General features: G+C 70.8%; 22 protein-coding genes. 13 read left to right on the top strand and 9 right to left on the bottom strand.

Annotated elements, in window-relative coordinates; translation table 11 throughout:
• Nucleotide 1: 1 nt before the first annotated feature.
• From ACIBPB_RS07675 to ACIBPB_RS07660, 4 genes are read left to right on the top strand one after another with little or no spacing between them, the layout of a single operon-like run.
• Nucleotides 2-1,897, top strand: a complete 1,896-nt coding sequence (locus ACIBPB_RS07675) for a glycoside hydrolase family 127 protein (RefSeq protein ID WP_396838771.1) — start codon at nt 2-4, stop codon at nt 1,895-1,897.
• Nucleotides 1,898-1,935: 38 nt separating this feature from the next.
• Nucleotides 1,936-3,462, top strand: coding sequence for an alpha-N-arabinofuranosidase (locus tag ACIBPB_RS07670; RefSeq protein ID WP_396838770.1), 1,527 nt, complete (start codon nt 1,936-1,938; stop codon nt 3,460-3,462).
• A complete protein-coding gene (locus ACIBPB_RS07665) occupies nt 3,462-5,150 on the top strand; it encodes a glycoside hydrolase 43 family protein (RefSeq protein ID WP_396838769.1) in 1,689 nt (562 codons plus the stop codon). The genes ACIBPB_RS07670 and ACIBPB_RS07665 overlap by 1 nt, the downstream gene beginning before the upstream one ends.
• Complete coding sequence (locus tag ACIBPB_RS07660; RefSeq protein ID WP_396838768.1) at nt 5,143-6,819, top strand: hypothetical protein; 1,677 nt, start codon at nt 5,143-5,145, stop codon at nt 6,817-6,819. Before ACIBPB_RS07665 ends, ACIBPB_RS07660 begins: the two co-directional genes overlap by 8 nt.
• A gap of 191 nt (nt 6,820-7,010) precedes the next feature.
• Here the strand turns inward: ACIBPB_RS07660 and ACIBPB_RS07655 are convergent, their stop codons facing one another.
• From ACIBPB_RS07655 to ACIBPB_RS07645, 3 genes are read right to left on the bottom strand one after another with little or no spacing between them, the layout of a single operon-like run.
• The gene (locus ACIBPB_RS07655) at nt 7,011-7,358 is read right to left on the bottom strand and encodes a DUF488 family protein (protein ID WP_396838767.1); all 348 of its coding nucleotides are present in this window, start codon (nt 7,356-7,358) and stop codon (nt 7,011-7,013) included.
• On the bottom strand, nt 7,355-8,839 hold the full coding sequence (locus tag ACIBPB_RS07650) for a molybdopterin-dependent oxidoreductase (RefSeq protein WP_396838766.1): 1,485 nt from the start codon (nt 8,837-8,839) through the stop codon (nt 7,355-7,357). The genes ACIBPB_RS07655 and ACIBPB_RS07650 overlap by 4 nt, the downstream gene beginning before the upstream one ends.
• 17 nt (nt 8,840-8,856) lie before the next feature.
• Nucleotides 8,857-9,714 carry a Rieske 2Fe-2S domain-containing protein gene (locus ACIBPB_RS07645; protein ID WP_396838765.1) on the bottom strand — a complete coding sequence of 286 codons (858 nt, stop codon included), beginning with the start codon at nt 9,712-9,714 and terminating at the stop codon, nt 8,857-8,859.
• A gap of 230 nt (nt 9,715-9,944) precedes the next feature.
• Between ACIBPB_RS07645 and ACIBPB_RS07640 the strand changes: the two genes are divergently transcribed.
• From ACIBPB_RS07640 to ACIBPB_RS07610, 7 genes are all read left to right on the top strand, one after another.
• A complete protein-coding gene (locus ACIBPB_RS07640; protein WP_396838764.1) occupies nt 9,945-10,115 on the top strand; it encodes a hypothetical protein in 171 nt (56 codons plus the stop codon).
• On the top strand, nt 10,112-10,315 hold the full coding sequence (locus tag ACIBPB_RS07635) for a hypothetical protein (RefSeq protein WP_396838763.1): 204 nt from the start codon (nt 10,112-10,114) through the stop codon (nt 10,313-10,315). The genes ACIBPB_RS07640 and ACIBPB_RS07635 overlap by 4 nt, the downstream gene beginning before the upstream one ends.
• A gap of 122 nt (nt 10,316-10,437) precedes the next feature.
• Entirely contained in the window at nt 10,438-10,614 is a 177-nt protein-coding gene (locus tag ACIBPB_RS07630) for a hypothetical protein (RefSeq protein WP_396838762.1), read from the top strand.
• Between the two features lie 268 nt (nt 10,615-10,882).
• Complete coding sequence (locus tag ACIBPB_RS07625) at nt 10,883-12,685, top strand: thiamine pyrophosphate-dependent enzyme (protein ID WP_396838761.1); 1,803 nt, start codon at nt 10,883-10,885, stop codon at nt 12,683-12,685.
• Nucleotides 12,682-15,762 carry an FAD-binding and (Fe-S)-binding domain-containing protein gene (locus tag ACIBPB_RS07620; RefSeq protein ID WP_396838760.1) on the top strand — a complete coding sequence of 1,027 codons (3,081 nt, stop codon included), beginning with the start codon at nt 12,682-12,684 and terminating at the stop codon, nt 15,760-15,762. Before ACIBPB_RS07625 ends, ACIBPB_RS07620 begins: the two co-directional genes overlap by 4 nt.
• Before the next feature lie 5 nt (nt 15,763-15,767).
• Entirely contained in the window at nt 15,768-16,847 is a 1,080-nt protein-coding gene (locus ACIBPB_RS07615) for an enolase C-terminal domain-like protein (RefSeq protein WP_396838759.1), read from the top strand.
• Between the two features lie 32 nt (nt 16,848-16,879).
• Nucleotides 16,880-17,320: a PPC domain-containing DNA-binding protein gene (locus ACIBPB_RS07610; RefSeq protein WP_396838757.1), complete on the top strand. Its 441-nt coding sequence runs from the start codon at nt 16,880-16,882 to the stop codon at nt 17,318-17,320.
• 14 nt (nt 17,321-17,334) lie between these two features.
• Here ACIBPB_RS07610 and ACIBPB_RS07605 read toward each other — a convergent pair whose 3' ends face one another.
• Nucleotides 17,335-19,146 (bottom strand): glycoside hydrolase family 15 protein, encoded by a 1,812-nt coding sequence (locus ACIBPB_RS07605; protein ID WP_396838756.1) that lies wholly within the window; start codon nt 19,144-19,146, stop codon nt 17,335-17,337.
• A gap of 228 nt (nt 19,147-19,374) precedes the next feature.
• Between ACIBPB_RS07605 and ACIBPB_RS07600 the strand changes: the two genes are divergently transcribed.
• Nucleotides 19,375-19,716, top strand: coding sequence for a hypothetical protein (locus tag ACIBPB_RS07600; RefSeq protein ID WP_396838755.1), 342 nt, complete (start codon nt 19,375-19,377; stop codon nt 19,714-19,716).
• Nucleotides 19,717-19,725: 9 nt separating this feature from the next.
• Here ACIBPB_RS07600 and ACIBPB_RS07595 read toward each other — a convergent pair whose 3' ends face one another.
• The 5 genes from ACIBPB_RS07595 to ACIBPB_RS07575 all read right to left on the bottom strand — a co-directional run bounded on the left by ACIBPB_RS07595 (nt 19,726) and on the right by ACIBPB_RS07575 (nt 25,616).
• Nucleotides 19,726-20,514, bottom strand: coding sequence for an SAM-dependent methyltransferase (locus ACIBPB_RS07595; protein ID WP_396838754.1), 789 nt, complete (start codon nt 20,512-20,514; stop codon nt 19,726-19,728).
• A 532-nt stretch (nt 20,515-21,046) separates the two neighbouring features.
• On the bottom strand, nt 21,047-22,480 hold the full coding sequence (locus ACIBPB_RS07590; RefSeq protein WP_396838753.1) for a GH1 family beta-glucosidase: 1,434 nt from the start codon (nt 22,478-22,480) through the stop codon (nt 21,047-21,049).
• Entirely contained in the window at nt 22,477-23,376 is a 900-nt protein-coding gene (locus ACIBPB_RS07585; protein ID WP_396838751.1) for a carbohydrate ABC transporter permease, read from the bottom strand. Before ACIBPB_RS07585 ends, ACIBPB_RS07590 begins: the two co-directional genes overlap by 4 nt.
• Nucleotides 23,377-23,386: 10 nt before the next feature.
• On the bottom strand, nt 23,387-24,319 hold the full coding sequence (locus tag ACIBPB_RS07580; protein WP_396838750.1) for a carbohydrate ABC transporter permease: 933 nt from the start codon (nt 24,317-24,319) through the stop codon (nt 23,387-23,389).
• A 64-nt stretch (nt 24,320-24,383) separates the two neighbouring features.
• On the bottom strand, nt 24,384-25,616 hold the full coding sequence (locus tag ACIBPB_RS07575) for an extracellular solute-binding protein (protein ID WP_396838749.1): 1,233 nt from the start codon (nt 25,614-25,616) through the stop codon (nt 24,384-24,386).
• A gap of 171 nt (nt 25,617-25,787) precedes the next feature.
• On the opposite strand from ACIBPB_RS07575, the gene ACIBPB_RS07570 reads away from it, so the two are divergent.
• Nucleotides 25,788-26,939 carry a LacI family DNA-binding transcriptional regulator gene (locus ACIBPB_RS07570; protein ID WP_396838748.1) on the top strand — a complete coding sequence of 384 codons (1,152 nt, stop codon included), beginning with the start codon at nt 25,788-25,790 and terminating at the stop codon, nt 26,937-26,939.
• Nucleotides 26,940-26,988: the final 49 nt, after the last annotated feature.

Raw genomic sequence — 26,988 nt, 5'->3', positions numbered from 1 at the left:
TGTGAGCGCCCCTGCGCGCACTTCCGCCGTGCGCGCCGTCCCCGCATCCCCGATCGCCGGGACGCGGCACCGGCCGCTGCCGATCCCGTCCGTGCGCCTTGTCGGTGGTCCGCTGGCAGCCTGGCAGCAGCGGAACGCCGAGGCCACCATCCCGCACTGCATCGAGCAGCTGGATGTCTCCGGTGTCCTCGACAACTTCCGCCGGCTCCTCGGGGAGTCGGACGCGGAGTTCCGCGGCCTCGTGTTCGCCGACTCCGACCTCTACAAGGTGATCGAGGCCGTCGCGTGGGAGATCGCCCGCACCCGCACGCGCGCGTTCGACTCATGGCTCGACGACGTCATCGCCCTGGTGGCGCGCGTGCAAGAGCCCTCCGGGTACCTGGACACGTGGATTCAGGGCGTCGCACCGGAGAAGAAGTTCGCGGCGCTCGAGTGGACGCACGAGATGTACGTCGCCGGGCACCTCATCCAGGCGGCCGTCGCACTGGTGCGCGCCGCCGGACGCACCGACCTGCTCGACGTCGCCCGCCGTCTCGCCGACCTGCTCGTCGAGCGGTTCGGTCCCGGGGGCGAGGACGGGATCTGCGGACACCCCGAAATCGAGACGGCGCTGGTGGAGCTGTACCGGCTGACGGGGGAGCGCACGTACCTTGACCTCGCATCCAGAATGATCGACCTGCGCGGCCACGGACTGCTGCCCGCCGGGTCGCTCGGAGCCCACTACTTCCAGGACCACCGCCCGGTGCGCGAGTCGACGGCCGCCGTCGGACACGCCGTCCGGCAGCTCTACCTGAACGCCGGCGTGACCGACGTGTTCGTCGAGACCGGCGACGACTCCCTGCTGCGGGCCATGGACGCTCAGTGGAGCAGCGCGCACGACCGCAAGATGTACCTCTCGGGCGCGTTCGGGTCCCGCCACCGAGACGAGGCGTTCGGCGACGACTACGAGCTGCCGTCCGAGCGCGCCTACGCCGAGACGTGCGCCACCGTCGCCGACCTGCTGTGGACCTGGCGGATGCTCCTGGCCAACGGCGGCGCCGGCACCGCCCGGTACGCGGAGACCATCGAGCGAGAAGTTCACAACGCGCTCGCGGCCGCCGTGGACGCGACCGGCACCCGGTTCTTCTACGCCAACCCGCTGCAGCAGCGGCGCGACCACCACTCGGAGGAGAACGCGCCCCGCGAGCGGGCCCCCTGGTACGTGTGCGCCTGCTGCCCACCGAACATCGCCCGCACCGTCGCTCAGCTGAGCGCCTACGTCGCCACCGTCACCGACGGCGCGCTCTGGCTTCACCAGCTCGCGGACGCGGAGATCGACCTGCCCGCCGAACTCGGGACGGGCACGGTCCGGATGGTCACGGGCTACCCCGCCGACGGGCGGGTCGAGATCCGCGTCGAGGGCGACGTCGTCCCCGGCGCCGAGCTGTCCGTGCGCATCCCCGGATGGTCGCCGCGCTCCACCCTGGTGGGCCCCGACGGCCCTCGCGGGTGCGATGGCGACGGGTACGCCCGGGCGCCGCTGGAGCCGGGCGCCCGCTACGTGCTCGACCTCGACCTGACGCCGCGGCTGACCACCGCCCATCACCGCGTCGACGCGCTGCGCGGAGCGGTGGCCGTCGAACGGGGACCAGTTGTCTACTGCGTGGAGCAGGCGGACCTGGATGTACCGCTCGACGTCGACGACCTCGCGGTCCTGCCCTCCGCGCCGATCACCGTCGGCGAGCGCGACACGCTCGTCCTGAGGTGTCGCGTGATCAACGCCGCGGACGGCCTCTACGGCCCGGACACCGCCACGGAGTTCGGCGACGAGCACACGGTGACAGCGATCCCGTTCTCGACCTGGGGCAACCGCGCCCCCGGCCCGATGCGCGTCTGGCTTCCGCGAGTTCCTCGCTGAGGCCTGCAATGACGGAACACGCAACTGATGGGAAGACAATGACGACGACCACGACCGCAGTGATCGACCTCGACCTGCCCGGCGCCACGATCAGCCGGCACGTGTACGGGCACTTCGCCGAGCACCTGGGGCGGTGCATCTACGGCGGGTTCTGGGTGGGTGAGGACTCGCCGGTCGCGAACGTGCGGGGCATCCGCTCGGACGTGGTCGAGGCGTTGCGGGCGATCTCGATTCCGAACCTGCGCTGGCCGGGCGGCTGCTTCGCCGACGACTACCACTGGCGTGACGGCATCGGCCCGCGCGAGAGCCGCCCGCGGATGGTCAACTCGCACTGGGGCGACGTGGTGGAGGACAACGCGTTCGGCACGCACGAGTTCATGGACCTGTGCGAGCTGCTCGGTGCGGACCCGTACGTGTCGGGGAACGTGGGGTCCGGGTCGGTGGCGGAGATGTCGGACTGGGTGGAGTACCTGACCCGGGCGGACGACTCACCGATGGCGGCGCTGCGGCGGGCGAACGGGCGCGAGCAGCCGTGGCGGGTGCCGTTCTGGGGCCTGGGCAACGAGGCGTGGGGCTGCGGCGGCAACCTGCGCGCCGAGCAGTTCGCCTCGCTGGCCCGGCAGTACGCGACCTACACCCGCAACCACGGCGGCAACCTGCTGTACCGGATCGCGGCGGGCGCGAACGAGGCCGACCTGCACTGGACCGAGACGCTCCTGCGCTCGTTCGACGACCTGGCGGCGGACCCGGCCGCGCCGGCGGGCCCGTTCCAGGCCGTGTCGCTGCACTACTACACGATGGCCGGGTCGTGGTCGGACAAGGGCGACGCCACCGGGTTCAGCACCGACCAGTGGTACGTGACCATGGCCCGCGCCCGGCGCATGGAGGAGCTGCTCACCCGGCACTCCACGGTCATGGACCGCTACGACCCGCACCGCAAGGTCGGCCTGGTCGTGGACGAGTGGGGCACGTGGTGGAACGTGGAGAAGGGCACCAACCCCGGCTTCCTGTACCAGCAGAACACGCTGCGCGACGCCCTGGTCGCCTCCGTGCACTTCGACGCGTTCCACCGTCACGCCGAGCGCGTGGTCATGGCGAACATCGCCCAGACCGTCAACGTGCTACAGGCCATGATCCTCACCGACCCCGACACCGGGGCGCTCGTGCTCACCCCGACGTACCACGTCTTCGCCATGAACACCGGCCACCACGACGCCGCCGCCCTCGCGGTGCACCTGCGCGACGTCGAGACTCGCGCTGTCGACGCGACCGAGCTGCCGCTGGTCTCGGCGTCCGCGTCGGTCAAGGGCGACACCGCCCTGGTCTCGCTGTCCAACCTCGACGCCGAGACGGACCGCATCCTCGTCCTGGACCTGCGCGGCCGCGACGTCGTCGGGCACACCGCGCGGGTGCTGACCGCCACCGCGCTCGACGCGCACAACACCCCCGAGCAGCTCGACGCCGTCGCCCCCACCGACCACGCCGGCGTGCGCGCCCACCCCCGAGGTCTCGAGGTCGACCTGCCCGCCCACTCCTACGTCACCGTGGCGCTCGAGCTGCGTTGATGGACCGACTGAACCTGAACATCCGCGACGGCGGGGCGGGGGCAGACTTCACCAACCCTGTCATCTTCGCGGACGTGCCCGACCCGGACGTCGTCTTCGACGGCCGGTACTACTACATGGTCAGCACGACGATGTACTTCGCGCCGAGCGTCCCGATCATGCGCTCGAGCGACCTGGTGCACTGGTCCATCGCCGGGTATACAGCGGCGATCCTCGACGACACGGACGCGCTGGCGCTGCGCAACGGCCAGGACGCCTACGGCCAGGGCAGCTGGGCAGCGAGCATCAGGTTCCATGACGGGACCTACTACGTGTCGGTCGGCAGCCTCACCACGCAGCAGACGTACATCTACTCGACTCCCAACATCGAGCGCGGGCCGTGGAGCAGGTCGGTGCTCGACGGGTACGCCCACGATCAGTCGCTGCTGTTCGACGGCGACGACGTCTGGCTTGTCTACGGTGGCGGGTCGATCGACCTGCGCAGGCTGCGGCGACACGAGGACGGGACCCTTGCGTGGGACGGCCCGGCGACGCGGCTCGTCGAGGACGCCAACGTCGACCAGACCAGCGGTCTGAATGCCGAGGGCGCTCACGCGTACAAGATCGGGGACTACTACTACGTTTTCATGATCGAGTGGCCGTCGGGTGGCATCCGCCAGGAGGTGCTGTGGCGGTCGACGTCACTGACGCCGCAGTCGGCGGGCGGCGTGTGGGAGGGCCGGGTCGTGCTCAGCCAGGGCGTGACGGTCGGGGGCCGACCCGGAACCGGCGTGGCCCAGGGTGGAGTCGTCCAGACGTCCGACGGGCAGTGGTACGCCATGCTGTTCCAGGACGAGGGCCCGCTGGGTCGTTCGCCTCAGCTCGTTGGCGTGACCTGGGATGACGACGGGTGGCCGGTGTTCGCTCTCAATCCGGAAGCGCCCGCGGCGGCCGCACAGACGGCCGGTGACGGCGTCGCCGTCGTCGCCTCGGACGACTTCGACAACCTCCTTGAGCGTGCGGGCCACTGGAACACGGCCAACGCGGATCTCCTGGCAGAGTCCGCCGAGAACGCATGGAACGGGTCGGACCTGGGGCTCCAGTGGCAGTGGAACCACAACCCGGACAACCGGTTCTGGTCGCTCACCGAGCGGCCCGGACACCTGCGGCTGACCACGGGCAGCGTCGCCTCGAGCATCCTCGATGCGCGCAACACGCTCACCCAACGCACGCTCGGACCCACGAGCTCCGGCGCCATCTCGCTGGACGTCTCGCACATGAAGGACGGGGACGTCGCAGGCATCTCCGCCTACCAGCGCAAGTACGGATACATCGCCGTGACGATGGAGGCGGGGACCAAGAGCCTGGTGATGCGCCGGGCAGGCGGCGACGGCGTCATCGCCTTCACCAGCGCACCGGTGCCGCTGCGGGCGGACGTCGTCTACCTGCGCGCGGACGTCGACTTCCGAAATGCCGTCGATACGGCGTCGTTCGCGTACTCGTACGACGACAGCACCTGGACGTGGCTGGGCGACACCATGCAGATGCAGTACGACCTCGCGCACTTCACCGGGTACCGGTTCGCCCTCTTCAACTACGCCACTGCCGAGCCCGGGGGATACGTCGACGTGGACTGGTTCCGTGTCAGCGACACCACCGGGCCCGCAAACCCTACTCACCGACAGAGCGAAGGAGCTGTCCATGACTGAGCAGGCGACGTCAGCCCTGCTGATCGACGGGCAGGCACCCGCCGAGGTGCCGCTGCATCACGTGTGGAACGAGTGCGTCGGTGCTGGCCGCGCGAACGAGGCGTTGCGGGCGGACTGGCAGGCGCACTTCCGCGAGGCCGTCCAGGTGCTGGGCGCCCGGCACGTGCGCTTCCACGGCCTGTTCCATGACGACATGTTCGTCTACCGGACGGACAACGGCGGCGGCTTCGGCCCGAACCAGCCGCTACCCGAGCCGGTCTACACGTTCGCGTATGTCGACAAGGTGTTCGACGCGATCCTCGACGCGGGCGCCCGCCCGTTCGTGGAGCTCGGGTTCATGCCGCGCCAGCTTGCCACCCAGACCGAGACGCTGTTCTGGTGGAAGGCGCACTGCAGCCCGCCGAAGGAGATGGGCCGCTGGGTCGCGCTGGTCGACGCCACCGTGCGGCACTGGATCGAGCGGTACGGCATCGACGAGGTGCGGCAGTGGCCGTTCGAGGTGTGGAACGAGCCGAACCTCGTGCCGAACTTCTGGACCGGGACGCGCACCGAGTACTTCGAGCTGTACGAGGCCACGGCGCGCGCGATCAAAGCCATCGACCCCCGGCTGCGGGTCGGCGGCCCGGCGACGAGCGTGTTCGTCCCCGACGCCCGCTACTCCGGAGAGACCCACGACCCGTCGCTCGAGGTCGAGACCGCGGTGGCCACCGACCCCGACGAGCTCGACTGGCAGCCGGTGTGGATCCACGAGCTGATCGAGTACTGCGCGCAGCGCGGGCTGCCGGTCGACTTCATCTCCACCCACCTGTACCCGACCGACTATGCGGCGGACTCCCTGGGCAACGTCAGCGCGATCACGCGCCAGAAGGACGCCACGTACGTCGACCTGCAGGTCCTGCGCACGATCATCGAGAACAGCCCGTACCCGGACGCCGAGGTGCACATCACCGAGTGGTCGACCTCGCCGTCGAGCCGCGACGCGATCCACGACACGCTCTTCGCCGCCGCGTACATCGTCCGGGCGTTCCTCAAGGGCGCGCCGCTGGCCGACTCGATCTCCTACTGGACCTTCACCGACGTGTTCGAGGAGGGCGGCGGTGGCATCGGCCCCTTCCATGGAGGCTTCGGGTTCGTCAACGAGAACGGCCTGCACAAGCCGACGTTCCACGCGATGGCCATGCTCCACCGCCTCGGTGACCGCCTCCTGGCCGAGCTGCCCGACGGCGCCATCACCCGCTCGTCCGCGACGGGTGACGTGGCGGCCATCTTCTACAACTACCCTGCCGAGATGGGCACGACGGGGCTCGCGTCCCGCAACGGCTACGCCGAGACGCGAGCCCTCGCCGAGATGGGCCCCGAGCGCCGCGTCCGGCACCGGGTCGAGGGGCTGAGCCCGGGCACCGAGCTCACCGTGGAGATCCTCGACTGGGAGCACGGAAACGTCGCCGAGGCCTGGTACCAGATGGGCGCCCCGCTCAACATCACGCGGGAACAGACCGCCGAGCTGCGCCGCGTCGCCGACGGCCTCCACCGCAGCACGCTGACCGTCGGCGATGACGGCGTCCTCGACATCGACCTCACGCTGCCCGCCTGGGCGGTCGCCTCGGTCGCGCCGACGCTCCCCGGCGGCCGGCGCCCGGATCGGTGGGCGACGAGCCAGGCAGGATGAGGCCATGACCAGACTGCTCGTGCCCGAGCTCGAAGCGCGCCGGCACCTCATCGAGGGGTACGCGCAGTTCCCGGACGTCCCCGAGGACGTCACGAACCTTGGGGAAGGCGCCGTTCGGCCCGAACGAGGAGTGGGACCTGTGCGTTGCCGAGCAGACGATCGACGGCCCGCACGATCCGGCCCGTGCGCGTCTACACGCCCACGGGTCCCGCGCCCGACGGCGGCCGCGCCTGCCTGGTGTGGGTGCACGGGGGCGCCTTCGCCTGTTTGAAGCTCGACTGCCGCCACCCGGCGTTGATTTCCGGGTCCACGTCCTGCTTGCGGCGCCGGCCGCCCAGGTCGGGCAGGTGGACGTAGCCGATGCCCGCCCGGGCCAGCCAGCGTGGCATCGCGTCGCGCCCGAACTGCGGGTTGCGTCGCGATCCGGGCTGCGCGCGCACGTCGGCGAGCAGCCCGATGTCGTGCGCGTGTAGTGGCTGGAGGAACGCCGACTCCGGGCACGTCCAATGCCCGATCGTCCAAATCTCCCGCGGTGTCATATGCCGGCCTCGTTGGCATAGAACTGATGGTCTTCGCGCCATCCGCCCTGCCCCATGCCGGCCTGTCGATAGTCGGTGACGAACTCGACGGCCCTGACCCACTTCACCATCTTGAAGCCGAGCTGGGTCTCGAGCCGGACTCGTACGGGCGCGCCGTACTCGATCGGCAACGGCGCGTCATTCATGTCCAGGGCCAGGATGGCGTGCGGCTTGGCCAGCAGGTAGAGCGGAACGGACTCGTAGTAGCAGCCATCGCTGCCCTCGGTCTCAGCCTTGTCGTCGAAGGCGTAGAAGATCACGTGCTTCGCGGCCGGTAGTGGTTTGACCAGGTCGAGCACGCTGGCCAACGGCACCCCGGCCCACTGCGCGACCGCAGACCAGCCCTGGATGCAGTTGTGTTTGGTGATCTGGGACTGGGTGCCGAGCCGGCGCAACTCGTCGAGGCTCAGCGCGACCGGATGCTCGACCAGGCCACCGATCGGCAATCGGTAGTCGCGGAATCCGTCGGCGGCCAGCCGTTGGTACTCCTCGCCGACGGGCGGGTAGCCGTTGACCCGGAAGTAGGGGGAGATGTCCGCGCGGGAGTGGTGCTGGCGGGAGGTGAAGGTGCGGGAGATCCGACGTTCGAACGGGTTGACCATCAGGCCGAGCAGGTGCTGGGTGCGTCGCCGGTAGCGCAGGGAGAACCATGTGATGACGAGGTGGAAGACGACGAGGAGCAAGAGGCCGAACAGACCGATCGCCAGGCCGAGCCGGCGGTCGGCGTCGTAGCTGCCGAGCACCATCGCGGCGAACTCCCGCGGCAGGCCGTGAATGAGCACCATGGCGGTGTGCACGACGGTGAAGGCGGCGAACGCGACAAGCCCGAGGAAGTGCAGGCTGCGAGCCTTCTGCCGGCCGCCGAACAGCCGGGTGTAGCGCGGGAAGCGGGCGATGACCGACGGGGACATGGCGGCGCCGGTGAGGATCTGGAACGGTGCCAGCAGGAACACCACGACGAAGTAGCTGAGCTTCTGCGCGGCGTTGAACGGCTCGCCGGGCAGTGGGCCGGCGAGCTGGAACTGCAAGTAGGTGCCCACCGCCTTGACGGAATCAGGGAACAGCGACCAACTGGTGGGCACCAGGTAGCGCCAGTAGCCGGTGGTGAAGACCAGGGCGATGTAGACGGCGCCGGTCAGCACCCAAAACTGCACGGTCATGAAGTGCCAGTGCCGGCCCAGTCCGAGGTTGCGTCGCCCGGGCAGGGCGATCACCGACGACCAGGATTCCTCCTCGTCGTGAGAGGTCCACAGCTGGCGGGAGTCCGGGGCGTACACCTTCTTGGAGAACCGGGCCCAGGGCCGGTTGGGTGGGCAGTCGTCGCTCCAGTACAGCTTCGGATGCGCGGCGAACACCTCCAGCCCGGAGCGGGCCAATAGCAGCAGGAAGAAGATGTTGAGGAAATGGGTGATGATCACCCAGATCGGGAAGAAGCTCGGCACAACCGGCCTCCTGACGGTCAGGGCAGTGCGGCCTCCAGCACGCCGTCGGTGATGCGCGTGGGCAGCACCTGCTGATCCGTGCTGGCGGGGCCGTGCACGACCTCGCCGTCCTTCAACTGGAAGGTGCTGCCGTGCCAGGGACACACGACGCAGGGCTCCCCGTCGACCTGGATCACCTTCCCCTGGTCGAGCGGCCCGCTCTGGTGAGCGCAGCGGGCAAGCATCACGGTGATATCGGCACCGTCGCGCCAGACCACCACAGGCACGTTGTCAACCCGCCGGGCCAGCAGCTGACCCTCGGGCAGCGAGTCGACCTCGGCCACCCGCCGCCACCCGTACTCGACCCGGTGCATATCCGGGGCACCCTGGTTGACCTGCGCGGTCTGCTTGTAGACCAGATGGCCACCGAGATAGCCGCCCGCGCTCACCGCCGCCAAGCCGAACAAACCCAGCGTACGGCCGAGCCCGTGCCGCCCGCGCAACCGCGCGGCCAGCGAGCCCGCGTAGAGAGCCACCGCCAGGGAGTTCGTGGCGGCATGCACCAGGCCGACCCGCCGTTCCTCCTGCCACAGCCAGGACCAGTCGTTGATGCCGGTCAACGCGGCCGGCAGCGCGCTCGCCGTGCCGACCGCCACCAGCGTCGTGGCCGCTCGCTCCTGCCCGGGCGTCCACCGCCGCCCGGGCATGAAGTCGAGGACGGCGCTGCTGAGCCACGCGCCCATCGGGACCTGTACCAGCGCCGGGTGCAGCGGATGACCCAGCCACACCCCATGCAACGCGTCCTTGACCCGCTGCGGCCGCAACACCGACCACACCTTCGGCTGAAGCCGGTCACCCACCCGATCCAGCGCGGACGCCCGCTCCAGCCTGTTCATCAACCCAGTACGCATGGTGCCGCCCTTACCCCGGCATTGGATCCTCACACCCAGCGCCCGCCCCACAACCGGTGGCGGAGATGCACGAAAGATCCCAATCGGCCGACCAGCCCGCTCAGGCCGGCCAACCACCGGGCCCAACCCCTGCAGAAAGGGGAGATCATGAGCCGCCATCCGGCCAACTATCGAGCCCAGTCACAGGCGTCTGGGGGCGCCTGACCCGGCGCGACGTGTGGCTGGTCCGCGAGACCCGCTGGACCGTCATGGCCCGGGCCGGGGACACCGAGTCCGGAGAGGTGCTGCGCTGGGAGTTCGACTCGGAGCCGGAGGCCCTGCAGATGATTGATCGCCTGCTACGCGCCGACGCTGCTGGCCAGTGGCGGGAACACGACCGCGAATGACGAGGGTTCGTGGGCTGCGAGGGTACCTGACGGCTGAGCGCGACCAGGGCCGGATCGCGTCCGACGCCGACGTCGACACGCTCGCGCCCACCCTGATCGGCGCCGCGCACCTGCTCTTCACCGAGCGCAAGGGCAGTCCGCCGGACCCGGGTGCCGCTCGCAGGGTCATGACCACGGTCCTGGCCGGCGTCCTGCGGTAACGGCGACCTCGTCACGGCGGCGATTCGCGCCACCCGGGCCGTGCCGGTGCCCGTGCCCGCCGTTTGTGCGCCGACCTGGCGGGTACCGGCCTGCGGTTGACGGGCGAGAGGTGGTGGCGACGGTGAACATCGGCAAACTCGGTGACGTGGCGGTGGGTGCGGCGGGTGACGTCGCCGGTGCGGTGGTCGACCCCAGGGCCGGACTCGGCAAGCTCCGCTCGGCGGTGACGCTCCGGGGGATCGCGCTGCTGGGCGGCGGTCTGCTCGTGGGCTATCTCCTGTCACGTCGCCGGTTCTGATCCGCCCGCCGCCGGGCAGCCGCCAACGGCGGCGGAGTCGGCCACGGCAAGCAGCGGCCGAGCGTCAGGCAACCGGAGCGGGGGGTCGTCCTCCGGCGTCGTCGCCTGCGAGTCATCGCGTACTCGGGGTCGGTCGGAAGATTCGCCCGACCGGTCGGTTTGCTGCCCGTCCAGCCGGGTAGCCGCCCGCGGTCCGCCCTGGCCTGAGCGCCGGGACGGACGCCGCGTCGATCGGCACGCCGTGCGCTGGCACGGACGGTGGGGCGAGGTGGCGCAGACCCCGGGCGACGAGGAGGATGACATGCAGGAGATCGTGGGCGAAAGCCTGGCCCGGCGGCTGGTGGAGTGGGGCGTCGACACCGTGTTCGGCCTGCCCGGCGACGGCATCAACGGCCTGATGGAGGGCTTCCGCCGGCAGCGGGAGAAGCTGAACTTCGTGCTGGTGCACCACGAGGAGGCGGCGGCCTTCATGGCCACCGGCTACGCCAAGGCCACCGGGCGGATCGGCGTGTGTTGCGCCACCTCCGGCCCCGGCGCCATCCACCTGCTCAACGGCCTGTACGACGCCAAGCTCGACCACGTACCGGTGCTGGCGATCACCGGCATGCAGGAGACCTCCGTCCTCGGCTCGCACTACCAGCAGGAGGTGCACACCCCGCTGCTCTACCAGGACGTGGCGGACGCCTACAACCTGATGGTCACCAACCCGCAGCAGATGCCCGGGGTGCTGGACCTCGCGATCCGGCACGCCCTGGCCCGGCGCAGCGTCGCCCACCTGAGCTTCCCCAACGACGTGCAGGTGGCCGCCGCGGGGGAGGACCCGTACCGGCATGTCAGCCCCGGTGAGCCACCGCGGAGCAGCCCGGTGGTGTCGCAGCCGGCCGTGCCGGCCGAACAGCGCGACCTGGCCCGCGCGGCGGAGGTGCTCAACGCCGGGACGAAGATCGCCATGCTGGTCGGCGTGGGCGCCCGGCACGCCCGCGACGAGGTACTGGCGGTGGCCGAGGCGCTGGGCAGTCCCATCGTCAAGACCCTGCCCGGCAAGATGGTCGTTCCCGACGACCACCCGCTCACCACCGGCGGTCTGGGCCTGCTCGGCACCAAGCCGAGCGAGGAACTGATGGAGCAGTGCGACACCCTGCTGATGGTCGGCACCTCCTTCCCGTACGCGAAGTACCTGCCGTCGCCCGGGCAGGCCCGGGTGGTGCAGATCGACATCGACGCCAGCCTGGTCGGGCTGCGGCTGCCGGTGGACGCCGCGATCACCGCGGATGCCAAGGTCGCGCTCGGGCAACTCCTGCCGCTGCTGCAGCACCGCACCGACCGTTCCTTCCTGACCCGCTACCAGCGGGAGGGGGACGCCTGGCGCGCGGACATGGCCAGCCTGGAGGACGCGCAGCGGTCCCCGATCGCGCCGCAGTACCTGATCAGCTGCGTCGACAAGGCGGCCACCTCGGACGCGATCCTCACCTGTGACTCCGGGACCATCGCCACCTGGTCGGCGCGGCACTGGACGATCCGCGGGGGGCGTGAGTTCTACCTGTCGGGCAACCTCGCCACGATGGCGCCAGGCCTGCCGTACGCGATCGCGATGCAGCACGCGTACCCGGGTCGGCAGGTGATCGCCTTCGTCGGTGACGGCGGGTTCGCCATGCTGATGGCCGAGTTCCTCACCGCGGTGCGGCACGAACTGCCGATCAAGGTGATCATCAACAACAACAACGCCTACGGCCAGATCCTCTGGGAGCAGATCGTCCTCGGCTACCCCGAGTACGCGGTACGCCACCGGCAGCCGGAGGCGGACTTCGGCGCCTGGGCGCGGGCCTGCGGCGCGCACGGTGCGAAGGTCAAAGACCCGAAGGATCTGCCCGGTGCGATCCGCGAGGCCCTCGCGCATCCCGGTCCGGCGCTGGTGGACTGCGACGTCAACCCGAACGAGCCGCCGATGCCCGGCAAGGTCCAGTACGAGCAGGCGAAGTACTTCACCGAGGCGTTCCTGCGCGGCCAGCCGAACAAGATGGCCACCCTGGCCACGGTCGCCCGCGACAAGATCAACGAGCTGCGGTCATGAGGGAGATCCTGCTCCCCGAACCGGTCGTGCGAGCGCCCGAACCGGCCCATGACATCGACCTCTCGGCGCTCGCCGCCGACCTGCGCGCCGAGGTGGACGGTGAGGTCCGCTTCGACGACGGCTCCCGCGCCGCGTACTCCACCGACGCCTCCAACTACCGGCAGATCCCGCTCGGCGTGGTGGTGCCGCGCACCGTGGAGGCGGCCGTGTCGGCCGTCGCGGTCTGCCGCCGCCACCGCGCGCCGCTGACCTCCCGCGGCGGCGGCACCAGCCTGGCCGGCGAGTGCACCAACACCGCCGTGGTCCTGGACTGGTCGAAGTACTGCAACCGGCTGCTCGAGGTCGACGCCGAGGACCGGACCTGCCTTGTGGAGCCGGGCATCGTGCTCGACGAGCTCAACGCGCAGCTCAAGCCGACCGGGCTGGAGTTCGGGCCCCGCCCGGCCACCCACAACCACTGCACCCTCGGCGGGATGCTCGGCAACAACTCCTGCGGCGCCACCGCCCAGCGCACCGGCAAGACCGTCGACAACGTCGTCGAGCTGGAGGTGCTGCTCTATGACGGCACCCGCATGTGGGTGGGGGAGACCCCCGACGAGGAGTACGCCCGCATCCAACGCGACGGAGGACGGCGGGCGCAGATCTACCGGCAGCTGCGCGACCTGCGCGACGAGTACCTGGCCGACATCCGCACCCGGTACCCGGACATCCCGCGCCGGGTCTCCGGCTACAACCTCGACAGCCTGCTGCCGGAGAAGAACTTCCACGTCGCCCAGGCCCTGGTCGGCTCCGAGGGCACCCTGGTCACCATCCTGCGGGCCCGGCTGAAGCTGGTCCCCGTGGTGAAGGCGTCCGCCCTGGTCTTCCTCAGCTATCCCGACATCGCGGCCGCCGGTGACGACGTGCCCCGGGTGCTGCCCCACCATCCCGTCACGCTCGAAGGCATCGACGACAAGCTGATCAACTTCGAGCGGCGCAAGCAGATGCACCCGGCGGAGCTGCACAAGCTGCCCGCCGGTGGCGCCTGGCTGATGGTCGAGCTCGGCGCCGACACGCCCCAGGCGGCCAGCGAAGCCGCCGACCGGCTCGTCTCCGACATGCGTCGCGACGGTGGCCCCGCGGCGCATCGGTTCACCGATCCGGCCGACCAGCAGCGGATGTGGGCGGTGCGCGACGCGGCGCTCGGCGCCACCGCGCATGTGCCGGACTACCAGATCAGCGGGCCGGGCTGGGAGGACGCCGCCGTCGCGCCGGACAGGCTCGGCGACTACCTGCGCGACCTCGACCAGCTCTACCGGGAGTTCGACTTCGAGAAGGCGTCCGTCTACGGGCACTTCGGGCAGGGCTGCGTGCACAGCCGTATCCCGTTCCGGCTGCGCACCGCCGGCGGGGTCCGCCAGTTCCGGGCCTTCGTGGAACGGGCGGCCGACCTGGTCGCCTCCTACGGCGGTTCCTTCTCCGGCGAGCACGGCGACGGGCAGGCCCGCGGCGAGCTGCTGCCCAAGATGTTCGGCGGCCGGCTGATGACGGCGTTCCGGCAGTTCAAGGCCGTGTTCGATCCGGACGACCGGATGAACCCCGGCAAGGTGATGCCCCCGTACTCGCTGGACAGCCACCTCCGCCTCGGCGCCGACTACGACCACGGCGACATGTCCACGGCCTTCCGCTACCCGAACGACGGCGGCAGCTTCTCCGAGGCGGTGCTGCGCTGCGTGGGCGTCGGCAAGTGCCGCCGCCACGAGGGGGGCGTGATGTGCCCCTCGTACATGGTCACCCGGGAGGAGGAGCACTCCACCCGCGGCCGGTCCCGCCTGCTGTTCGAGATGCTCGACGGGACCGCGCGCGGCGGCACGATCGGCGACGGCTGGCGTTCCGACGCGGTGCACGACGCGCTCGACCTGTGCCTGGCCTGCAAGGGCTGCAAGGCGGACTGCCCGGTCAACGTGGACATGGCCACCTACAAGGCCGAGTTCCTGTCCCACCACTACGCGGGCCGGCTGCGCCCCCGCTCGCACTACTCGATGGGCTGGCTGCCGCTCGTGGCCACCGCCGCCGCACGCGCGCCCCGCACCGTCAACGCGCTGGCCCACGCACCCGGGCTCAGCCGCCTGGCCAAAACGATCGGCGGGATCGACCAGCGGCGCGACATCCCCGTCTTCGCGCGGGCGTCCTTCCAGCGCTGGTTCGCCCGCCACACTCCGGCCGGCGACGGCGCCCGCGGTGACGTGCTCCTGTGGCCCGACACCTTCACCAACCACTTCCACCCGGGCGTCGCCCGCGCGGCCGTCGAGGTGCTCGAGGCGGCCGGCTGGCGGGTACGCGTACCGGACCGGCCGGTGTGCTGCGGCCTGACCTGGATCTCCACGGGACAGCTGGGCGTCGCCAAGCGGGTGCTGCGCCGCACCGTGGACGTGCTGCGCCCGTACCTGCGCGCCGGCACCCCCGTCGTCGGGCTCGAACCCAGCTGCGCGGCGGTATTCCGCAGCGACGCGCACGAGCTGTTCCCCGCCGACGACGACGTCACCCGGCTGCGGGAGCAGACGGTCACCCTCGCGGAACTCCTGCACGAGCACACCCCGGGATGGCGGCCGCCCCGGCTCGGCGCGCACGCCCTGATCCAGACCCACTGCCACCACCACGCCATCCTCGGCACCGCCGCCGACCAGGCCGTCCTGTCCGAGGCCGGAGTTGACGCGGAGTTCCTCGACTCCGGGTGCTGCGGGCTGGCCGGCAACTTCGGCTTCGAGCAGGGGCACTACGAGGTGTCCGAGGCGTGCGCCGAACGGGTGCTGCTGCCCGCTGTCCGCAACGCCGCCGACACCGACGTGCTCCTCGCCGACGGCTTCAGCTGCCGTACCCAGGTCGAGCAGAGCGCGGCGGCCGGCCGCACCGCCGTCCACCTGGCCGAATTGCTGCGCGCCGGCCTGCACGGGTCGACCGTGCCCCGTCACCCCGAACGGAGCTGGGCCGAGCGGCCGAGCCGACCCTCGGCGCTGGCCCGCTGGACGGCCGCAGGGCTGGTGGCGGTCGCCGTGGCGGCACCCGTGGCGGCGCTGGCGCGCCGATGGTCGCGGTGACCGGGATGCGGCTCACCGCGGAGGCGTACCGGATTCCCACCGACGCCCCGGAGGGTGACGGCACCCTCGCCTGGACCAGCACGACGCTGGTGCTGGTCCGCGCCGAGACCGACGGGCACACCGGGATCGGCTGGACCTACGGACCACCGGCGGTCGTGCCGGTGGTGGCGGACCTGCTCGCTCCGGTGGTCACCGACGTCGACCCGGACGACGTGCCGGCCGCCTGGGCGAGCATGCGGCGGCGGCTGCGCAACACCGGCCGGCCCGGCGTGGCCGGCCTGGCGCTGTCCGCCGCGGACTGCGCGATCTGGGACCTGAAGGCCCACCGGCACGGCCTGCCCCTCGCGCGGCTGCTCGGCACCGCCCGCCAACAGGTGCCGGTGTACGGCAGCGGCGGCTTCACCACCTACGACGACGGGCAGCAGCACCGGCAGCTCGCCGACTGGGTGCACGAGCAGGGCATCCCGCGCGTGAAGATCAAGATCGGTGAGTCGTGCGGCACCCAGGTTCCCCACGACCTCGCCCGGATGGCGGCCGCCCGGCGCACCATCGGCGCCGACGCCGAGCTGTACGTCGACGCCAACGGCGCCTACCAGCGCAAACAGGCGATCCGCGTCGCCCACGCCGCGGCCGACCTGGACGTGCGCTGGTACGAGGAACCGGTCAGCTCCGACGACCTGCCCGGCCTCGGCCTGGTGCGCGACCACGTCACGCCGGACGTCACGGCGGGGGAGTACGGCTTCGACCTCGTCTACTTCCACCGGATGGCCCCCTACGTCGACTGCCTCCAGATCGACGTGACCCGGTGCGGCGGGATCACCGAGTTCCTGCGGGCGGCGGCGGTGGCCGCGGCGGCCGGCCTGGAGGTCTCCGCGCACTGCGCCCCGCACCAGCACCTGCCGGTTGCCGCCGCCACCCCCAACCTGCGGCACGTGGAATGGTTCCACGACCACGTACGGATCGAGTCGATGCTCTTCGACGGCGCGCAGCCCGCCACCGGCGGCGCCGTCGGGGTGCTCCTGGACCGACCCGGCAACGGCATGCGGTTCCGGGCCGACGACGCGCGGCAGTACCGGGTGGCCTGAGACGGCGCCGTCGCGCGAGGGGGAGGAGAACCATGAGGACAGTCGAGCTGCACCAACCGACCGGCCGGGTGCTGGTCGTGGTATGCGACAAGGGCGAGGACCCGGTCGACGCGATCGGCGACGCACTGGACCGGCACGACCTACGCGCCGGCCGGGTGACCGCCGTGGGTGGCTTCCAGGAGGCCGACGTCGGCTGGTTCGACCGCCGGGAGCGCGACTACCGGCGGATCGCGGCGCGCGAACAGGTGGAGGTGCTTTCCCTGGTGGGCGACGTCGCGTCCCGCGACGGCCGGCCGTCGCTGCACGTGCACGCGGTTCTCGGCCGCTCGGACGGCAGCACCCTCGGCGGGCACCTGCTGTCCGCGCGGGTGTGGCCGACGCTTGAAGTGATCATCACCGAGGTCTCGCCCGAACTGGCCAAGCGGGTCGACCCCGAGACCGGCCTGGCGTTGATCTCCGGCCTGGACCATTGAACCGGCCGACCCGGTCAGGCGTGGGTCTGCTGCTCCGCCTGGCTGGCCGAGGTGCGGGTGCTCGCGCCGCTGAGCTGCCGGGCCGAGTTGACCAGACCGACAAGGCTGAACGCCTGCGGGGTGTTGCCGAGCTGCCGCCGGGCCACCGGATCGTACTCCTCGCTGAGCAGGCCGACGTCGTTGCGCAGGTCGAGCAGCCGGGTGAACAGTTCCTCCGCCTCACGCCCCCGGCCCATGTTCTGCAGCGCGTCGACCAGCCAGAAGGTGCACGCGAGGAAGACCCCTTCGCCGCCTGGCAGGCCGTCGACCTGGTCGTCGTTGTCGGGTCGGTAGCGGCGCAGGAACCCGTCGACACCGAGTTCCCGCTGGACCGCGTCCACCGTGCCGACCACCCTGGGATCGGCCCAGGGCAGGAACCCGACCCGCGGTATCAGGAGCAGGGCGGCGTCCAGGCCGGCGGAGCCGTAGAACTGGGTGAAGGTGTTGCGGTCGGCATCGAAGCCGCGCGCGCAGACCTCGGCGTGCACGGCGTCACGGTGGGCCTGCCACCGGTCGACCGGGCCGTCCAGGCCGTGCCGCCGCACCGCGGCGACGGCCCGGTCGAAGCCGGCCCAGGCCATGACCTTGGAGTGGACGAAGTTCCGGCGGGGCCCCCGGACCTCCCACAGGCCGTTGTCGGGCTGGCGCCAGTTGCCTTCGAGGAAGTCCAGGAGGGCACGCTGCACGTCCCAGGCCGCCTCGGTGGCGGCGATACCGGCCTCGCGGCTGAGCTGCAGGCCGTCGAGCACCTCGCCCCACACGTCCAGCTGGAGCTGTTCGGCGGCGCCGTTGCCGATCCGCACCGGGTGGGCGCCGCCGTACCCGTCGAGCCAGTCGAGGGTCTGCTCGGGGATACGGCGGGTGCCGTCGAGGGCGTACATGATCTGCAGGTCGGCGGGGTCACCGGCGACGGCGCGCAACAGCCACTCCCGCCAGGCCTTGGCCTCGTCGACGTAGCCGGTGCCGAGCAGGGCCTGGAGGGTGAACGTGGCGTCGCGCAGCCAGCAGTAGCGGTAGTCCCAGTTGCGGGACCCGCCGAGCTGCTCCGGCAGCGAGGTGGTGGCGGCGGCGACGATGCCGCCGGTGGGCGCGTAGGTGAGCGCTTTCAGGGTGATCAGGGCCCGGCGCACGGCCTGCGGCCAGCGCCCGTCATACGCGCAGCCGCCGATCCAGGCACGCCAGAACTGCTCGGTGCCGGCGAGCGCGGCCATCGGGTCCACCGGGGTGGGCCGCGGTAGGTGGGATGCCTGCCAGGTGAGTACGAACGGCACCCGCTCCCCTTCGGCCACGGTGAACTCGGCGACGGTCGACCCGTCCACGTCGCGCAGTGGAACGTCGGTGCGCAGCCACGTCGCGTCGGGGCCGGCGATCGCGGTGAGGTCGCGGCCGTCCCGGCGGACCCACGGCACGATGCCGCCGTAGTCGAAGCGCAGACGCAGGTCCATCCGCATGGGCACCCGGCCGGAGCGGCCCTCCACCACCCGGACGACGTCGGCCGACTTCCCGCGCGGCGGCATGAAATCGACCACCCGGACGGTGCCCTCGGGAGTGTCCCACTCGGTCTCCAGGATCAGGGTGTCGTCGCGGTAGCGGCGCCGGGCGGCTGTGCCGCCGGATGCCGGCGCCAGCCGCCAGTGCCCCGCCCCCTCGTCGTCGAGCAGCGCGGCGAAGCAGGCCGGCGAGTCGAAGCGGGGCAGGCACAGCCAGTCGATCGACCCGTCCCGGGCCACCAGGGCGGCGGTGTGCAGGTCACCGAGGAGGGCGTAGTCCTCGATCGGCAGCGGCACGGGCACCTCCGTTCGGTCGAGGGTGGGCACGGCCGTGGTGTCGCTCCGGCGTGCGGATCGAGTGCCCTGCCTCGACCGCCTGATTCTCCCGCCGAACCGGCGTCGGCGCTGGCGTTGGCGGCGACGCGGCGTCCTGCCCCGCGCTGACAGCGGTGCTCGTGATCTCGATCGTGGCGGTCCTCCCGCGTACAGTCGACCAAGATCGCGCGAGCCACCCCGGAGGGTGCCATGACCGCAGAGTTCGTCCGCGACGCCGCCATGACGGCCGCCGTTCTTGGCTTCTTCGCGATGGGATGGTTCGGCTGGGCGCAGGAGGATCCGCCGAAGCGCAGGAAGAAGTGGCTCGTCAGCGGGTCGGTGCTGGCGACACTGGTACTGGTCGCGGCCGGGCTGCTCTCCTGGACCATCTGGAACACCGGCACGGCGCTCGACCGGGACACCTCTGTGCTGTTCGGGCAGGTCGACGGTCTACTGTCGGTCCGGCCGCCCGTCAGTGATCGCGTCACCGCCACGCTTGGCTACTATGCGGACGAGCTTGCGGAGCTGGGCGGGCTGCAGCACGGCCGGTGACCTGATCAGTCAGCTGAGCTGGCCCACTCCGCAGTACGTGGCGAAGCGGCGGGGGTCCTTGTCTGGTTCGACCGGCCAGTCGGGCCGCCACTCGGGCAGCTGCACCAGCCCTGGCGGGACGAGGGTGAAGCCGCTGAAGAGCCGTTCGATCTCGGGTCGGGTGCGGAGAGTCATCCGGGCGGTGTTGGCGTATCCCTGGTTGTAGGTGTCGCGCAGCGCCAGCGCGTCGGGCCGCTCCTCCGAGGAGGCGTGTGACAGGGCGAGGTAGCTGCCCGGGGCGAGCCGGTCGCGGTAGTGGGCGATGATCGGGGCCGGGTCGTCGGCGAGCTGGTGCAGGACGCCCACCAGCAGTACCGCGACTGGCTGTTCGAAGTCGATCGCTTTCCGCAGCGTCGGGTCGTCGAGCACGGTGTCGGGCTCGGTGAGGTCGGCGTGCAGCACCACGGCCCGCGGGTCGTCGGCCAGGAGGCGTCGGCTGTGGTTCACCGCCACGGGGTCGACGTCGACGTAGGCGACAACGGTGTCCGGGGCGGACTGGCCGGCGACCTCGTGCACGTTGCCGACCGTGGGGATGCCGGAGCCGAGGTCGAGGAACTGTCGGGTGCCCGCGGCGACGAGCGTGCGGACCGCGCGGCGCAGGAACGAGCGGTTGGCTCGCATGATGTGCCCGATATCGGGCATGGCCTGCTCCATCCGGGCGGCCAGCGCGCGGTCCGAGGCGAAGTTGTGCGACCCGCCGAGGAAGTAGTCGTAAACCCGTGCGGGGCTTGGCGTGTCGAGATCCGGGGTGAGATCCATGACGTCAGTGTCCGTCGACGGGCCTGTTCCGCGCTGCCCCCGTGGAGCAAAGTCGACCATCTGTCGGCGGTCTTGTGCCGAGACTGGGGGAGTGTTGCCCGGCGTTCTTGGTGAGGGGGCGTCTCGCAACCCCGGCGTCCGTCCGTTGAGGACCTGGGTGGAGTCCGCGCCAGCGTTGCCACCAGGCGCCACCGGGTCGGTCCGCCTGGGCCCACTGTCCCCAGCCCTCTGGCGGCCCGATCGCATCGGCATCAAGAAGCGATCCATCGGAGCGCAGCGGACACGGCACCGAAGGTCCGCCACCGAAAGGCTCCCGTGACTGAGGCCGCCTCACCGGCGACGATCACCGACCCGCCAGGACACCACCATAGAGGGCCGAGGGTGTGGAGTCGGGTGACGCCCGGGTCTCGTGGCAGCACTGGGACGAGCTGATGGGGTCGGCCGACCCGCACAAGATCGCCGAGGTCATTATCGGCGGGCCTTACCGGGTGACCGCGCATACCGTTGCCGGCCACGAGCCGCGGGCGACGCTTCAGGTGGAGGTGCGTTCCCGCCACGCCCGCAACCGGTCACGCAGCCAGTGGTAGCTGGCCTTGGGCGTACGGGCTCCGGTGCCGTAGTCGACGTGGGCCAGACCGAAGCGGGGCCCGTACCCGCGGGCCCACTCGAAGTTGTCGATGAGCGACCAGTAGAAGTACCCCCGCAGATCGAGCCGGTCGTCGGCGGCGGCCGCACGGGCCGCCGCCGCCAGGTGTGCGGCCACGAACGAGATCCGTTCCGGGTCCGGCTCGGGTCCGTCCCGCAGGTCGGCGCAGCCGTTCTCCGTCACGTACACGGCAGGCAGGCCCGGGTAACGGTCCGCGAGCCCGGTCAGGGTGTCGAACAGCCCTTGCGGCTCCACCGGCCAGCCCAGGTCGGTGGTGGGCAACCCGTCCGGCCGTAGCTGCCGGACCCCGATGTCGACCGCGCTGCGCAGCGCCGGGTCGGGCTGCTCGTACGGGGCGTCGGCGACGTGCACCCGGTAGTAGTAGTTGACACCGAGGAAGTCCAGCGGTGTCGAGATCACCGCCAGGTCACCGTCCCGGCGAAACGACAGATCGCTCACCCCGGCGTAGAGCCGCTCGAACCCGGACGGGTACGCGCCGCCCAGCACCGGATCCGTGAACTGCCGGTTGAGCATGAGGTCCTGCCGATCCGCCGCCGCCCGGTCGGCCTCGGTATCGCTGGCCGGCACGGCGGGGGAGAGGTTGAGCGTGATGCCGACGCGCGACCGCGGACCGGCGGCGGACCGGACGGCGGCGACCGCCCTGCCGTGCCCGAGCAGCAGGTGGTGGGCGGCGGCCAGGGCACCGTGCCCTTCGGCGGTGCCGGGAGCGTGCCGGCCCTCCGCGTAGCCGACCATCGACGAGCAGTACGGCTCGTTCAGCGTGATCCAGTCCTGGACCCGGTCACCGAGGACGCCCGCCACCGTGGCGGCGTACTCGGCGAACCACTCGGCGGTGTCCCGTACCCGCCAGCCACCCTCGTCCTCGAGCGCCTGGGGCAGATCCCAGTGGTACAGCGTGACGAACGGCCGGATGCCGTGCCCGCACAGCGCGTCGACGAGCCGGTCGTAGTAGTCGAGGCCCCGCCGGTTCACCGCGCCCCGCCCGGCCGGCATGACCCGTGGCCAGGCGACCGAGAAACGGTAGGCGTCCACGCCGAGGCCGGCCAGCAGGTCCACGTCGTCGCGCCAGCGGTGGTAGCTGTCACAGGCGACCGAGCCGGAGGTGCCGTCGTCGACGGCACCGGGGCGGCGGCAGAAGGTGTCCCAGATCGACGGCCCGCGGCCGTCCTCGTCGACCGCCCCCTCGATCTGGTACGCCGCGGTGGCCGCGCCCCAGCTGAACCCGGCCGGCAGGTCCGGCAGCTCGGGCAGGTCCGGCCGGGTTGCGGCCGCGGCGGCGCCATCGGACGTGGTGGTCACCCCTTCACCGCCCCCTGCATGATGCCGTCGACGAGCTGCCGGCCGAGGAACATGAAGACGACGAGGATCGGCAGCGTGGCGAGCAACGTGCCGGTCAGCGTCAGGGTGTAGTCGGTGGTGTAGCCGCTGGCCAGTGCGGAGAGCGCCACCTGCACGGTCGCGTTGTTCTGCAGCACGACCAGCGGCCAGAAGAAGTCGTTCCACGCCTGCATGAAGGTGAACAGCCCGAGCACCGCCGCGGCGGGGCGGGCCGCCGGCAGGACGATGTGCCAGTACAGGCCGAACGTGCTGGACCCGTCGACGCGGCCGGCCTCCAGCAGTTCGTCGGGCACGGCGCGGCCGAGGTACTGGGTCATGAAGAAGACGCCGAACGCGGTCACCAGCCCGGGCACGATCACGGCGGCGAGGTGCCCGGTCCAGCCGAGGTCGGCCATCAGGATGTACAGCGGGATGATGCCGAGCTGGTGCGGCACCATCGAGGTCGCGATGGCCACGACGAGCAGCGCCTTTCGGCCCCGGAACCGCAGTTTGGCGAAGGCGAACCCGGCCAGGGTCGAGAAGAACACCACGGAGACGGTGACCGAGCCGCTGACGATGAAGGAGTTCACCAGGGCCCGGCCGAAGTCGGTCGTGTCGAACACGCGCGCGATGTTGTCGAAGAGGTGCCCGCCGGGCACCAGGGCCGGCGGCACCTTCGTGACGGCGTCGCTGGTCTGCGAGGACACGACGACGGACCAGTAGAGCGGGAAGACCGACCCGGCCACGACCGCCAGCAGGGCGCCGTAGCTCCAGACCGAGCCCTTGCGTGGGTACCCGAAGCTCCGACGCCGGTGGGACCGGCGTTGCGGCGGCGGGGGTGTGGTGCCGGTCTGTATGGGGTCCGCGAGGGTGGTCACGGCGTTCTCCTCAGTCCTCGTCCTTGGCGATGCGCCGGGTGAGCAGGAAGTTGATGATCGCGAAGATGGCGATGACCAGACAGAGCGTCCAGGCGACCGCCGAGGCGTAGCCGAAGCGGAACTCCCGGAACCCCTGCTCGTACATGAACAGGGCGACGGTCTGGAACTGCCGGTCGGAGCCGCCGGTGGGCGTCTGGGAGCTGGCGAACAGCAGGGGTTCGGCCATGATCTGCAGGCCGCCGATCGTCGAGATCACCGTGGTGAAGATGATCGTCGGCCGCAGCATCGGGACGGTGATCCGCCTGAACTGCTGACCCTGCGACGCGCCGTCGAGGTCGGCGGCCTCGTACAGGTGGTGCGGGATCGCCTGCATCGAGGCGAGGTAGATGAGGGCGTTGTAGCCGGTCCACCGCCAGGCGACGATGAACGAGATGGCCAGGTGGGAGCTCCAGGTGTTGGCCTGCCAGTCGATCGGGCCGATGCCGACGAGGCCGAGCGCCCAGTTGACCATGCCGAAGTCGCGGCCGAACAGCTGGGTGAAGACGATCGTCACCGCCACGATCGAGGTGACGTTGGGCAGCAGCACGCCCATCCGTAGCGCGGTGCGGGCCCGCAGCCGGTGGTTGAGCAGGTGGGCGATCCAGAGCGCGGCGAGCAGTTGCGGCACGGTGGACAACAACCAGATGCTGAGTGTGTTGCCCAGGGCGTTCCAGAAGTACGCGTCCTGCAGCATCTCGCGGTAGTTCGCGAGGCCGACCCAGCGGTGCGACCCGGAGTCGAGCAGGTCCCAGTCATTGAACGAGACGTACGCCGTGTACAGCAGCGGGAACAGCCCGAACGCGCCGAACAGCAGGAAGAACGGCAGGATGTAGAGGTAGGGCGAGCCCTTGGTGTCGAGCCGGCTCAGGCCGGCCCGCCGGGCCTGGTGGAGGTAGGTGGCCATCGTCGATCCTTCGTCGCCGGGGGCCGCCGGCGGTCAGGGGCGACCGCCGGCGGCGCGGGTCGAGTTACTTGGCGAGGCGCTCGACGTCGCTGACCATCTGCTTCCAGGACTCGTCGGAGCCTTGCTTGCCCTGTTCGATGCGGACGAGGGCGTCGCGGATGGTGGTCTGCACGTCCCCAGCTCGCGGGCCCTGGTACTGGGGCTTGAGTTGCTTCGCCGCGGTGGTGAAGAGCTGGCCCACCGGGGCGTTGTTGAAGAAGGCGTCCTTGTACTGGGCAATGTCGGGCTTGTCGTACAGCGCCGGGATGGACGGCAGGTTGCCCCGCGCGGTGAACACCTTGGCCTGCTGCTCCGGGGCGGTCAGCCACGCCGCGAGCCTCTTGGCCTCCTCGATGTGCTTGCCCTGCTTGGGAACGGTGAGGTACGAGCCGCCCCAGTTGCCGCCGCCGCCCGGGACGCTCGCCACGTCCCACTTGCCGGCGGCGTGCTTCGCCTGGTCCTTGATCTTGGCCATCATCCAGGCCGGGCACGCGATGGTGGCGAACTGGTCCTTCGCGAAGCCGTTGTTCCACTCCTGCGAGCTGCCGATCAGCTTGGCCGACAGGTTGCTCTGGATCGCCTGCACCGTCAGGTCCCAGGCCTTGCGGACATCGGGGTTGCTGCCCACGACGATGGCGTTGTCCTCGTTGTAGTACCCGACCGGAGCCTGGCCGATGATGGCGTTGAACAGTTGGCCGCCGCCATCGAAGAAGGCGCTGCCGGCCGGGGCCTTCGCCGCGTACCGCTTGCCGAACTCGATGTACTTGTCCCAGCCGCTGCCCCAGGCGGCCGACACCCGGTCGCGGTCGAACGGCATGCCAGCCTTCTCGAACAGGTCACGCCGATAGCAGATGGCCAGGCCGCCGACGTCGGTGCCGTACCCGATCTGCTTGCCGTCCTTGGCCAGCGACGCCGCCCACTTCCAGTCGAGGTACTCGGACTGGCGGTCCTTGCCCAGGTCGACGAAGAGGTTGCCCCGCTCGCGCATCTGCGCGATGAAGCCCGTGTCGACGCCCTCGATGTCGCCCGCGCCGGAGCCGGTGGCCAGGTGGGTGATCAGGTCGCGATGATGGTCGTTGTAGGCGGCCGTGTGCTCCTGGATCGTGATGTTCGGGTGCGACTTCTGGTACTCGGCGTACAGGTCCTGGTACCCGAAGTTGCCGAACAGGTTGACGTTCAGGGTGATCTTTTCGTTGCCGCTGCCGGAGCCTCCGTCAGTGCCGGTGCCACACGCGGTCAGCAGTACTCCGGCGGCCAAGGCGGCCGCCGCCAGTCGCAACAGTCGGTTTGGGTGCATGCCAGGGAGCCCTTTCGTGCGGTCATGTAACCGGTTACTTGAAACCGGTTACATGGTCAGCGAAGCGATGGTGGTGGGGGCGGGTGGAGATGGGTAAAGATCGGATGCCGGCCGAGTCGCGGGTGACCGCCGGTGAGCGCCTTTCCTGGGCAGTGTGGACGGATCCGGCCAGGGCATGTCAAGTTACGAAACGGTAACGGTCGATGCCGCTTGACCGGCAGACATCGCTGGCGCTACGGTCGTGAAACCGGTTACAGAAAAGGCACCACATTGACCACTATCAGGGAGTTGGCGCGCCGCTCCGGCGTGTCCGTCGCCACCGTGTCCCGCGTCTTCAACACCCCCGAGGTCGTCAGCCAGCACACCCGCCAGCGCATCCTCGACCTGGCCGCCGAGATCGGCTACCTGCCGAACGGGTCGGCCCGGACGCTCGCCACGAAGAAATCCAACATGGTGGGCCTGGTATGGGACACCGACCATCGCCGCCCCGGATGGCGCCACCCATTCCTGCAGGAGATCCTCGTCGCGCTCAAGACGGCGCTGAGCGCGCACGGGCTGAACCTGCTCATGCTCGCCGGCCACGACGCGGCGGGGCCTGACGACGGGCAGCGATACGTGCGCGCCGTCCGCCAGCACAACCTCGACGGCGCCGTCATCATCGACAACGGCACCCGGGACCCAGCCGTGCTCGCCCTCGTCGAAGCCCAGGTGCCGTGCGTCGCTCTCGACCTGCGGGTCGACGGCCCGACGTCGACCTACATCACCTCGGACAATGCCGGCGGCGCGGCGCTCGCCGTGCGCCACCTCGTCGAACGCGGCCACCGGCGCATCGCCACCATCACCGGCCCGCTGCGAACCTGGCCGGGAGCCGAACGGCTCGTCGGCTTCCGGGCCGCGCTGGCCGGGGCCGGCCTGCCGCTCGCCGACAGCCACGTCATCGAGGGAGACTTCTATCTCGACGGCGGTCACGCCGCGATGAACCGGCTGCTCGCCCTCGACGACCGCCCTACCGCAGTGTTCGTCGCCGGTGACGAGATGGCTGTCGGCGCGATGCGGGCGGCCCAGGCGGCCGGCCTACGGATCCCCGACGACATTGCGATTGTCGGCTTCGACGACATCGAGGTGGCCGCGTTGATCCCGCCCGGGCTCAGCACCGTCGCCCAGAACAAGCCCGGCTTCGGCACGGCCGCCGCCGAGGCGCTGGTCGCCATGCTGCACGGCGGCGACGACCCGCCCAAGCCGACCGTGTTGCCGACGACGCTGGTCGTCCGCGGCTCCACCTGACCCGAACGGCGCGACGTCGGCGCCGTCCCGCTCTGGATCGTGCTGCTGC

Origin of the sequence: Micromonospora sp. NPDC049836 (assembly GCF_044465125.1) — a bacterium.
GTDB lineage: Bacteria > Actinomycetota > Actinomycetes > Mycobacteriales > Micromonosporaceae > Micromonospora.
This window is presented reverse-complemented; position numbering and strand designations above follow the sequence as displayed.

Excerpts from the sequence above, each read along its gene's own strand:
- ACIBPB_RS07595 (WP_396838754.1), bottom strand. The coding sequence starts at position 20,514 with ATGGATCTCACCCCGGATCTCGACACGCCAAGCCCCGCACGGGTTTAC.
- ACIBPB_RS07670 (WP_396838770.1), top strand. The coding sequence starts at position 1,936 with ATGACGACGACCACGACCGCAGTGATCGACCTCGACCTGCCCGGCGCC.
- ACIBPB_RS07600 (WP_396838755.1), top strand. The coding sequence starts at position 19,375 with ATGACCGCAGAGTTCGTCCGCGACGCCGCCATGACGGCCGCCGTTCTT.
- ACIBPB_RS07615 (WP_396838759.1), top strand. The coding sequence starts at position 15,768 with ATGCGGCTCACCGCGGAGGCGTACCGGATTCCCACCGACGCCCCGGAG.
- ACIBPB_RS07620 (WP_396838760.1), top strand. The coding sequence starts at position 12,682 with ATGAGGGAGATCCTGCTCCCCGAACCGGTCGTGCGAGCGCCCGAACCG.
- ACIBPB_RS07645 (WP_396838765.1), bottom strand. The coding sequence starts at position 9,714 with ATGAACAGGCTGGAGCGGGCGTCCGCGCTGGATCGGGTGGGTGACCGG.
- ACIBPB_RS07580 (WP_396838750.1), bottom strand. The coding sequence starts at position 24,319 with ATGGCCACCTACCTCCACCAGGCCCGGCGGGCCGGCCTGAGCCGGCTC.
- ACIBPB_RS07660 (WP_396838768.1), top strand. The coding sequence starts at position 5,143 with ATGACTGAGCAGGCGACGTCAGCCCTGCTGATCGACGGGCAGGCACCC.
- ACIBPB_RS07610 (WP_396838757.1), top strand. The coding sequence starts at position 16,880 with ATGAGGACAGTCGAGCTGCACCAACCGACCGGCCGGGTGCTGGTCGTG.
- ACIBPB_RS07655 (WP_396838767.1), bottom strand. The coding sequence starts at position 7,358 with ATGACACCGCGGGAGATTTGGACGATCGGGCATTGGACGTGCCCGGAG.
- ACIBPB_RS07635 (WP_396838763.1), top strand. The coding sequence starts at position 10,112 with ATGACGAGGGTTCGTGGGCTGCGAGGGTACCTGACGGCTGAGCGCGAC.
- ACIBPB_RS07665 (WP_396838769.1), top strand. The coding sequence starts at position 3,462 with ATGGACCGACTGAACCTGAACATCCGCGACGGCGGGGCGGGGGCAGAC.